Genomic DNA, 6,503 nt, shown 5'->3' on the forward strand with positions numbered 1-6,503 from the left:
GCGGAAGGTGCGGTGCAGCCAGGAATGGAATCCACCCGAGCTAACGCTCAATACTCGCCGAAAGACGAGCCAGCGCGCCAATTACGGCTGCCTTATTCTGGGTCGACCACATCGGCGGCATAGCCTTCATCAAGAAACCGCCGTAACGCTTGGTTGCTACACGAGAATCCAGCACAGCCACCACGCCGCGGTCAGACACCGAACGGATTAGGCGACCGGCGCCCTGCGCCATACGAATCGCCGCGTGGTGAGCAGAAACCGCCATAAAGCCGTTACCGCGGTGACGGTTCACTGCCTCCGTACGAGCCTGCGCAATCGGGTCATCCGGGCGGGGGAACGGGATGCGGTCCATCACCACCAGGCGGCAAGAGTCACCGGGAACGTCCACGCCCTGCCACAGGCTCATCGTGCCGAACAGGCACGAATCGACGTCCTCGCTGAACTCTTCCACCAGAGCCTTGAGCGAAGACTCGCCCTGCAGAAGAATGTTCAGGTCGCTGTGCTCACGCATGTATTCGGCGGCACGCTCGGCGGCACGCTTCGAGGAGAACAGGCCCAGGGCACCGCCTTCCGACGCCTCGCACAGCTCACGCAGACGCTCCAGCTGACCTTCATGCACACCGAATCCCGGAGGTTTCAAATCCCCGGCGACGTACATGATGCCCTGCTTGCGGTAGTCGAAAGGCGAACCTACGTCGATGCTCGTCCAGCGCGGCGCGCCCTCACCCTGCAGTCCCAGGGCACCGGCGGCAACGTCAAAAGAGTCACCCACTGTCAGGGTCGCACTCGTCAGAATCACGGTGCGGTCAGCGAACAGACCGTCACGTAGCTGCAAACCGACGCTCAAGGGGGCGATGTTCAGGGTCGCCGGGTCGGTATCGGAAGCAGCCACATAGCGGCCGTTCTCCCAACCACCCTGACGAGAAATCCACAGCACGTCCTGCTCGCCCGAAGCCTCCAGGATGCGGCTACTCATATCGTGTACCTCAGAGACACGCGAGCGCGCCATCTGCAGGCCGGCGTCAACGTCCTGACCGTCCGGTTTGGTATCGGACAGGGCGGTGCGGGCGGCATCGTTGACCGCAGAAATAGCAGTCAAAAGGCGACCGTCCAGGCCCTTCAGCAGGCCTTCGGCAAGACCCTCGAACGCGGTCTCCAAGGTGCCGGCAGCCATTTCCAATGCGCCGGAATCAGCCTTCGAATGCTTCTTTACGCTACGCGCCGCACGGCGAACCATCGCAACCGTCAAAGAACCAGACACGGCACCGGTCACGCGGTCCACCAGCTCATGAGCCTCATCAATAATGACCGTCTCATGTTCGGGCAGAACCTTCATGCCCTCGAAAGCGTTAATCGCCAGCAGGGCGTGGTTCGTGATGACGATATCAGCTTCAGCGGCACGGCTACGCGCCATCTCGCTAAAGCACTCTTCCACCAGCGGGCAGCGGCGGCCCAGACACTCGGCGGCGCTCACCGATACCTGAGCCCATGCGCGGTCAGAGACGCCGGGCTTCAGCTCGTCACGGTCGCCGGTCTCCGTGCGGTCGGCCCACTCGCGCAGGCGCACCACTTCCTCACCCACGCGGGAGGTCGAAGAAGGCATGTCAAAGAGAGCATCCGGCTCGTCTTCCGGGTAGCCGCCCTCCAGCTTGTGCAGGCAGAGGTAGTTATTGCGGCCCTTGAGCAGAGCCACCTGCGCCTGCGATTCAGGGCGCGGCTCCAGCGCTTGTAGAAGACGCGGAATATCGCGGTTCACGATCTGCGCCTGCAGGGCAAGGGTCGCCGTCGCAACCACAATCGGCTGGTCCGACTCCCCCACCCGCGCCAGGGCAGGAACCAGGTAGCCCAGGGACTTACCGGTACCGGTACCCGCCTGGACCAGCAGGTGACGCTGCAGTTCAAGAGCCTGCGCCACATGCGCCGCCATGGTGCGCTGACCGGCACGATTCTGACCGCCAGTGGCGGCAACCGCCTCATCCAGCAGGGTCAGGGCGTCCTTCGCACCGGGCAGGGTCTCAAGCTCCTGCCCGGTAAATCGGGTGCCGTCGGTTGCCGGTTCGGGTGCAGTTCCCGGGGCGTTTTTAGGCGCGTTGATGCTCTCGGTCACGCTCATCCGCCCTTAGAGAGCCTCAGAGGTAGAGGGCTGCTCGGAAACAGATGCGGTCGCTTCAGCCAGGGCGTGTGCCTCCGCAAGTTCCTCTTCCAGAACCTCCAGCAGGTCGCCCTCCAGCACATACTCGGACAGTTCGGAGGCGACATCCTCACGAACCAGCGCCACCACGAAGGTGCCGTCCGATACGAAATCGGTGCTCTTAATTTCGGCGTCCCACTCGTGCAGGCGCGAAATAATCTCACCGTGCGAGTACGGAATCAGCAGCTTCACCTCAATGGAGGGGCGCGGAATGGTGTCCGCAATCTTCTGCTTCAGCTCCTCAATACCCTCACCGGTACGCGCCGAAACAATCACGTGCTCCGGCTCGCGCTGGCGCATACGCTCCAGCACGAACGGGTCGGCGGCATCCGCCTTATTCAGCACAATGATCTCGGGGATATGGCGGGCGTCGACCTCCGCGATGACCTCGCGGACAGCACGAATCTGCCCCTCCGGGTCCGGGTGCGAAGCATCCACCACGTGCAGGATAACGTCAGCGTCAGCGACCTCTTCCAGGGTGGAGCGGAACGCCTCCACCAGCTGGGTCGGCAGCGAACGCACGAAACCCACCGTGTCAGAGAGGGTGTAGCCGATACCGTCCGGAGTCTGAGCCTTACGGACGGTCGGGTCCAGGGTCGCAAACAGCGCGTTCTCCACGAGCACGCCGGCGTCGGTCAGGCGGTTCAGCAGGGAGGACTTACCCGCGTTCGTGTACCCGGCGATAGCCACCGAAGGCACGCGGTTACGGCGACGGTTCAGACGCTTCGTCTCACGCGCCGGCGCCATCGCAGCAATCTCACGCTTAAGCTTCGCCATGCGAGCGCGCAGGCGGCGGCGGTCCATCTCAATCTTGGTTTCACCGGGACCACGCGAACCGATACCCTCACCGGCTGCGGCGCGGCCACCCGCCTGACGGGACAGGGAGGCACCCCAACCACGCAGACGCGGCAGCATGTACTCCAGCTGAGCCAGCTCAACCTGCGCCTTACCCTCGCGGGACTTAGCGTGCTGAGCGAAAATGTCGAGAATCAGGGCGGTGCGGTCAATGACCTTGACCTTCACGATATCTTCGAGGGCACGACGCTGCGAGGGAGCCAGTTCGGAGTCGACAATGACGGTGTCGGCGCCGGTCGCCTCGACAATGTCCTTGAGTTCCAGCGCCTTACCGGAGCCGAGGAAGGTGCCGGGGTCCGGCTTGAGGCGGCGCTGAACCAGGCCGTCCAGAACCTCGGAACCTGCGGTTTCAGCCAGTGCCGCGAGCTCACGCAGGGAGTTCTCTGCGTCCTCTACGGTGCCTTCAGTCCACAGGCCAGCCAGCACCACGCGCTCCAGGCGCAGCTGGCGGTACTCGACCTCGGTGACGTCTTCAAGTTCGGTGGAGAGGTTCGCGATACGGCGCAGTGCGCGGCGCTCAGCGAGATCTTCCTGGTCACCGTCATATTCGGAGTGCTCGCGCTGAACGTCAGAAATTTCGCGCGCACGAGTATCCAGCACACGGCGGCTATTGTTGCCGTGGGTGCTGGAAGAATTATCGCTGTGATGCGCGGTACCGGCGGCGTCATAAGTAGTGACGGAGGCGGCGGCCTGGGAGCGGCCCAGAACGCGGTCTACGGTGCGGCGCAGCTGCTCATCGCTGGGCAGCTTTTCGGTATCAGATACGGGGGTGTTCTTAGAATTCATACGACTATAATTCTACCGCCGTTGCCCGCATCAGGTAGGGGGTTCGGTCGCCTGTGCGCTCAGGGCGTGTAAGCTGCTGACCCGCCCCGTGCATACTCTGCCCGTGTGCGGCGGGTTCTTGCCCTACCGGTACACTGGATAGCATGAGCGAGCAGCATTATTTCTCTGAAACCCCCGAGACCGAATTCAAGCCCCGCCCCGTGCAGGTGGAGCTTGCCGGCCGCAAGGTCACCGTCACCACAGCTAACGGCATTTTCAGCCCCTCCGGCATTGATAAGGGCACCGCTATTTTGCTGCAGGAAGCACCCGATCCGCAGGGCGAACGCATGCTCGACATCGGCTGTGGGTGGGGACCCATCACCCTGACTTTGGCGATGCTCGCACCGCAAGCGCAGGTGCACGCGGTGGATGTGAACTCCCGCTCCATTAGCCTGACCGAACGCAACGCCGCCGCTCTCGGCCTGTCCAACGTCACCGTGGGAACCCCCGAATCGGTTGACCCCGAACTGCGTTTTGACACCATCTGGTCGAACCCGCCGATTCGCGTGGGCAAGGAGGTTCTGCACGAGATCCTGCTGACCTGGCTGCCGCGCCTGGCGCCCGGTGGTGACGCCTACCTGGTGGTTCAGAAGAACCTGGGCTCCGATTCTTTGCAGAAGTGGATGGACGCGCAGCTTGAGGAGCTGCACCCCGGCGAGTTTGAGGTGTCGCGCTATGCGACCTCGAAGGGCTTCCGTATTCTGCAGGTGCACCGCTACGAGGATTAAAACCTCTGGCGCTAAATCCTCTGGCGCTAATTGCTTAAAAATATAAAAAGCGGCGGGTGTTTTCTGAATGTGTTGTCAGAAAACACCCGCCGCTTTTGTCTATAAAATCTCTGTTCTAAAACAGCACGTTATCGCAGCACGACGGTTGCAACCATCTGCGCCGGACCAGCCAGAACAACATGCTCCAGGTCGTCCGGGCCCAGCACGAAAGTCACCGCGAGGGTACCGCCGGGCACATGCACCAGCCACTCATCCGGTGCTTCCTCGCCGCCCCAGAAACGGGTCGCCGCAGCCGCCGCACACGCGCCGGTACCGCACGACAGAGTCTCGCCCACGCCACGTTCGTGCACGCGCATACGGATAGCGCCCACATGCGCGCCGCTCTCAACGTCCAGGTCGACCGGTACCACAAACTCAACGTTCGTACCGTTGACCGGGGCGGGGTTCACCTGAGGCAGGCTGTGCAGGTCCAGGCCGTCCAGCTTACCGTCGGAGCCGAGCATCACCACGGTATGCGGGTTACCCATCGAAATGGACAGGCCAGCACGCGGAGTCTTCAGGCCGCGAGCAGACACCAGGCAGTCCTCGCCACCCTCGCGGGCAGCCTCACCGTGGATGAAGCTCCACGGACCCATATCAATCGCGTAGCCCTCTTCGGTGCGCGCCACAGTCTTCACGCCGGCACGGGTACCAATCTTGACGGTCTCGCCCACCTCAAGCTCAATCAGGCCCTCAGTGCGCAGGTACTCCACGAACGCGCGCACACCGTTGCCGCACATTTCAGCGATAGAGCCGTCACCATTGCGGTAGTCCATGAACCAGACAGCGTCCGGGTGCTCCTCGAGCAGCTTCTGACCCGCGCGGGAGGCGGTGCTACGGGCAGCACGAATGAAGCCGTCCGCGCCAATGCCGAAGTGTCGGTCGCAAGCGCGGGCTACCAGCTCGGGGGTAAGGGCAATTTCTGCGTTCTCATCCGTCAGAAAGATGAAGTCGTTACCGGTGCCGTGACCCTTGGTGAGGGTCAGGCCTGCCAGCTCGCCCCAGATGGAAGGGTTCTCGCTCATATGCTGTCCTTAAGGTTGGTGACCTGTCCGTTTATGATTTTACCGCGCCAGATGGTGAACCAGGCATTCTTCCTCGGAAATACTTCTGCGGCTCCCGGTTCACTTGATGAGTTCGTCAAGATTACCGAAAGCCGCAGAAATAGGCGGGATACTTTTACCGGTTTATGAAGATGCCGCTACGGCGTCTGCAGAGCGATCGCGACGAATACGCAGAAGCTTGCGGTCCTTCAAAGCCAGCGCCGGCTTCTCAACATACAGCCAAGACAGCCACGCCAAACCAACGGTAATTGCAAAAGTGATGAGGGCGTTCAGAACCCAGCCCAGCGATGCACTACCGAAAATTGTCAACATAATCTGCACCGGGAACGCGTAGATGTACACGCCATACGAAATATCATTATGTCGGCACAAGTCGGTCTTAATCGCAGCGCTGAGAGCCAGGATTCCGTAAGCCACAGGCAGGTGCATGTACTGGGCAATACCAGGTGCAAACCATTGCAGAGCAAATCCTAGAATCGTGACCACAATAGCCACAGTAGCGTTATAGCGAATACGCTTACCCCACATGTAGAGAATGACACCTGCGAAAAAGTAAGGATGCAGACGAAGAATATGCTCTACAAAACGATTAGGTTCACGCCCCATCAGTTCAAAAATCTGGTGCCCGAAAAATAGCCCAGCATAGATGACAGGAACCAACCATTTTGCGTTCTTACGAATAAACCCAATGTAGAAAATCGGGATAAGCGCTAGATAAGCGAGGAATTCAAAACCCAGGGTCCAGGCTGACCCATTCCATGCGTGGGTGAAAGGGGCTCTTCCGAGTTGAGTGTGGGTGAC

General features: G+C 61.1%; 5 protein-coding genes. 1 reads left to right on the forward strand and 4 read right to left on the reverse strand.

Features of this window, described 5'->3' with window-relative positions; genetic code table 11:
• Positions 1-40: 40 nt before the first annotated feature.
• Both HMPREF2884_RS00520 and hflX read right to left on the reverse strand, forming a co-directional pair.
• Positions 41-2,113, reverse strand: a complete 2,073-nt coding sequence (locus HMPREF2884_RS00520; RefSeq protein ID WP_070614768.1) for an ATP-dependent DNA helicase — start codon at positions 2,111-2,113, stop codon at positions 41-43.
• Positions 2,114-2,119: 6 nt separating this feature from the next.
• The gene (gene hflX / locus HMPREF2884_RS00525) at positions 2,120-3,832 is read right to left on the reverse strand and encodes a GTPase HflX (RefSeq protein ID WP_070614770.1); all 1,713 of its coding nucleotides are present in this window, start codon (positions 3,830-3,832) and stop codon (positions 2,120-2,122) included.
• 143 nt (positions 3,833-3,975) lie between these two features.
• Between hflX and HMPREF2884_RS00530 the strand changes: the two genes are divergently transcribed.
• The gene (locus tag HMPREF2884_RS00530) at positions 3,976-4,599 is read left to right on the forward strand and encodes a class I SAM-dependent methyltransferase (RefSeq protein ID WP_049341729.1); all 624 of its coding nucleotides are present in this window, start codon (positions 3,976-3,978) and stop codon (positions 4,597-4,599) included.
• A 128-nt stretch (positions 4,600-4,727) separates the two neighbouring features.
• Here the strand turns inward: HMPREF2884_RS00530 and dapF are convergent, their stop codons facing one another.
• Together dapF and HMPREF2884_RS09270 are read right to left on the reverse strand one after the other, a co-directional pair.
• Entirely contained in the window at positions 4,728-5,663 is a 936-nt protein-coding gene (gene dapF, locus HMPREF2884_RS00535; RefSeq protein WP_049359377.1) for a diaminopimelate epimerase, read from the reverse strand.
• A 162-nt stretch (positions 5,664-5,825) separates the two neighbouring features.
• Positions 5,826-6,503 (reverse strand): acyltransferase family protein (locus HMPREF2884_RS09270; protein WP_210398927.1); only part of this gene is annotated, 678 nt, incomplete at its 5' end.

This window comes from Rothia sp. HMSC073B08 (genome assembly GCF_001812975.1).
Lineage (GTDB): Bacteria > Actinomycetota > Actinomycetes > Actinomycetales > Micrococcaceae > Rothia > Rothia mucilaginosa.